The organism is Streptomyces poriferorum (genome assembly GCF_019399235.1).
Classification (GTDB): Bacteria; Actinomycetota; Actinomycetes; order Streptomycetales; family Streptomycetaceae; genus Streptomyces; species Streptomyces poriferorum.
This window is the reverse complement of record NZ_JAELVH010000464.1, coordinates 1-3,085: the sequence shown is the minus strand read 5'-3', so window position 1 is coordinate 3,085 and position 3,085 is coordinate 1. Positions and strand designations below refer to the sequence as shown.

Annotated in this window: 4 protein-coding genes; 2 read left to right on the top strand and 2 right to left on the bottom strand. The window is 73.1% G+C overall.

Going from position 1 to position 3,085, the window contains the following annotated elements:
- Positions 1-116 precede the first annotated feature (116 nt).
- Positions 117-578, top strand: coding sequence for a GNAT family N-acetyltransferase (locus JGS39_RS38445; RefSeq protein ID WP_219574411.1), 462 nt, complete (start codon positions 117-119; stop codon positions 576-578).
- A 27-nt stretch (positions 579-605) separates the two neighbouring features.
- On the opposite strand, the gene JGS39_RS38440 is transcribed toward JGS39_RS38445, so the two are convergent.
- Both JGS39_RS38440 and JGS39_RS38435 read right to left on the bottom strand, forming a co-directional pair.
- Complete coding sequence (locus JGS39_RS38440) at positions 606-1,124, bottom strand: DinB family protein (RefSeq protein ID WP_219574410.1); 519 nt, start codon at positions 1,122-1,124, stop codon at positions 606-608.
- 88 nt (positions 1,125-1,212) lie between these two features.
- Complete coding sequence (locus JGS39_RS38435) at positions 1,213-2,166, bottom strand: EamA family transporter (RefSeq protein ID WP_219574409.1); 954 nt, start codon at positions 2,164-2,166, stop codon at positions 1,213-1,215.
- A 126-nt stretch (positions 2,167-2,292) separates the two neighbouring features.
- On the opposite strand from JGS39_RS38435, the gene JGS39_RS38430 reads away from it, so the two are divergent.
- Positions 2,293-3,085: LysR family transcriptional regulator (locus JGS39_RS38430; protein ID WP_219574408.1), on the top strand; the 793-nt coding region annotated here is incomplete at its 3' end.

The following is a 3,085-nucleotide window of genomic DNA, read 5'->3' as shown; positions in this document are numbered from 1 at the left end:
ACCTCCGCACCCAACCTCCGTGGACAGAACACCAGGCTTCATCCGTGAACCACGACATCGCACGTGCCATACGGATCAGGCCGGGCGGCCCGGCCGACGCACCCGCCGTTCTGGACATGCTGGACGGGGCGGTCGCCTGGATGAACGGCCGCGGCAACACCCAGCAGTGGGGCACGACACCGTATTCGCAGAAGCCCGGCGGGGCGGAGCGGGTGCGGCGGTACACGACCGAGCAGACGCCCTACCTGGCGGAGCTGGGCGGAACACCCGTCGGGGCCATGGTGCTGGGCTCCGGGCCCAGCCCGCAGATGCCCATCGCCGCGGCCGGGGAACCGGAGCGGTACGTACGGCTGCTGGTATCGGACCGCCGGCATGCCGGTCTGGGCATCGGGGCGGCGCTGCTGGCCCATGCCGCCGAGGAGACCCGGCGGGCCGGTGTGGAGCTGCTGCGGGTCGACTGCTGGTCGGGCGGTGGGGGCGAACTGGTCGCCTTCTACGAGCGCAACGGCTTCGCCCCCGCCTCCCGCTTCATGTCCGGGGACTGGCCGGGCCAGGTGCTGACACGCCGGCTCGGCTGACGGTCCGCCGCCGGAGCGCGACCGGAGCTACTGGCCCTTCTCCGCCGCTTCCTTCATCCTGAGCGTCGTGCTGGCGCCGTCGAGCGCCTCGCGGATGATGTCGGCGTGGCCGCTGTGGTGGGTGATCTCGCGGAAGATGTGCCACAGGACGTGGCGGACGGTCCACCGGACGGGCTCCGGGGGCGACCACGGGTACTCCGGCAGCGTGACCTCGCGGTCGAGGTCGGCCTCCTCGCGCACCGTACGGTCGAAGTCGGCGGCTGCTGCGTGGAAGGCCTCCAGCAGCTCGGGCAGCTTCTCCGCGTCGGTCATCCGGTTGCCGTCGGGGTCGAGGTCCGCCCAGTCGATCTTCGCGGGGGCGGTGCCCGCGACCACGTCCAGCCAGCTGCGCTGCACGAGCCCGAGGTGCTTCAGCAGTCCGCCGAGCGTCAGCTCACTGACGGTCGTGCGGGCGCGCGCCTGGGTGTCGTCGAGATTCTCGACGGTGAAGAGAAAATTGGTGCGCTGGTCGGTCACGAGCGCGAGCAGATCGTCGCGTTCCGGCATGTTTTCCTCCAGGTCGGATATCGCGATCACACTAGGTTCGCGGGCCCGGCCACGCAGCCGGAACGGGATCATCCGGCCGCGCTCGCCCTCACCGCTTCCCGGCGCCCCGCACCTGACTGCGTACCGCTCCCATGCTCGCGCCGATGACGAGCGCGATGGCCAGTGCGTCCGTGGTGGAGAGGGCCTGGTCGAGGATGAGGAAGCCGGCCGCGGCCGCGATCGCGGGTTCCAGGCTCATCAGGATCGCGAAGGTGGGCGCGGGCAGCCGGCGCAGCGCCATGAGTTCGAGCGTGTACGGAAGGACCGAGCTCAGCAGCGCGACGGCGGCGCCCAGGCCGAGCGTGGACGGGACGAGGAGTTTCGAGCCCGACTCCATGATGCCGAGCGGCAGCGAGAGGACGGCCGCCACCACCATCGCCAGGGCCAGTCCGTCGGCCTGCGGGAAGCGGCGGCCGGTGCGGGCGCTGAAGACGATGTACGCCGCCCACATGGCGCCGGCGGCGAGTGCGTACACGGCGCCCACCGGATCGAGCCGGTCGAAGCCCCCGCCGCTCAGCAGCAGCACACCGCCCAGCGCGAGCCCGGCCCAGACCACGTTGACGAGCCGGCGCGAGGCGATCACCGAGAGGGCGAGCGGGCCCAGCACCTCCAGGGTCACGGCGGCGCCGAGCGGGATGCGGTCGGCGGCCTGGTAGAAGAGCGTGTTCATAGCGCCCATGGCGAGGCCGAAGGCCACCACCGTGCCCCAGTCGGCCCGCGAGTGGCCGCGCAGCTTCGGGCGGCAGACGACGAGCAGGACGAGGGCCGCCGCGGCGAGCCGCAGCGTGACGACACCGAGCGCGCCGGCCTTCGGCATCAGCAGCACCGCGACCGCCGAGCCGAACTGGACGGAGAGCCCGCCCGCGACCACCAGCGCGACCGGGGCGAGCGCCGCCCTGCGCCCTCCGGCGCCGACGGGGCCGCCCTGTTCGCCGAGGGCGGCGACCGCCTCCGGGACGGCGACTGCGGCGGCCGGTTCTGCGGCGGTGCCCTGGTCGTTCACCTGTGGCCTGACTTTCTGAGTTCACGGAGCAAAAAGTGCAACACAATGCACTGTCCCATTGAAGATACTGCACTCATTCCGTGCAGCCCATCCCTTTACCGTAGGCACCCGCGCGCGGCACGTGAAATGCCGATTGGGCTCCCGTTATGCTCCACACGCATGAGCACGGGACAGAGCGCGGACGGCGCCGCGGGCAAGAGCGCAGGCAGCGGCGCCGGAAACACCCACCGCGCCATCGAGATCCGCCATCTGCGGGCCTTCCTCGCCGTCGCCGAGGAGTCCAGCATCACCCGGGCCGCAGCCGGGCTCCGCCTCACCCAGCCCGCCGTGTCGCGCACCCTGGCCGCCCTGGAGCGCCATCTCGGCCTCCGGCTCGTCGACCGTTCCACCCACCACCTGGCCCTCACCCCCGAGGGCGTCGCCTTCCGCGACCGGGCGGCAGCGGCGGTCGCCGCCTTCGACGCGGCGACCGACACCGAGGGGCTGCGCCGGTGGCCGCTGCGGCTCGGCCACGCCTGGTCCGCGTTCGGCCGCTACACCACCCCGCTGCTCCGCGGCTGGCAGGAGCGCTACCCGCGGACCCCGCTGGAACTCCGCCGGATCGACGACCGCACCGCCGGGCTGACCCGCGGCGAGGTCGACGCCGCCCTGCTCCGCGGCCCCGTCGACGCGCCGGGGCTCGTCACGGAGGTGCTGTACGAGGAGGAGCGGGTCGCGGCCGTGGCGGCGGACGGCCCCCTCGCCTCCCGCGCCACGCTCCGGCTGGCCGATCTGGCGACCGGCACCGTCGTCCTGAACACCGTCTCCGGTACCACCACCCCCGAACTGTGGCCGCCGTCCGCCCGCCCCGCCGCCACCCTGACCGTCGCCAACACCGACGACTGGCTGACCGCCATCGCGGCGGGGCGCGGAACCGGGG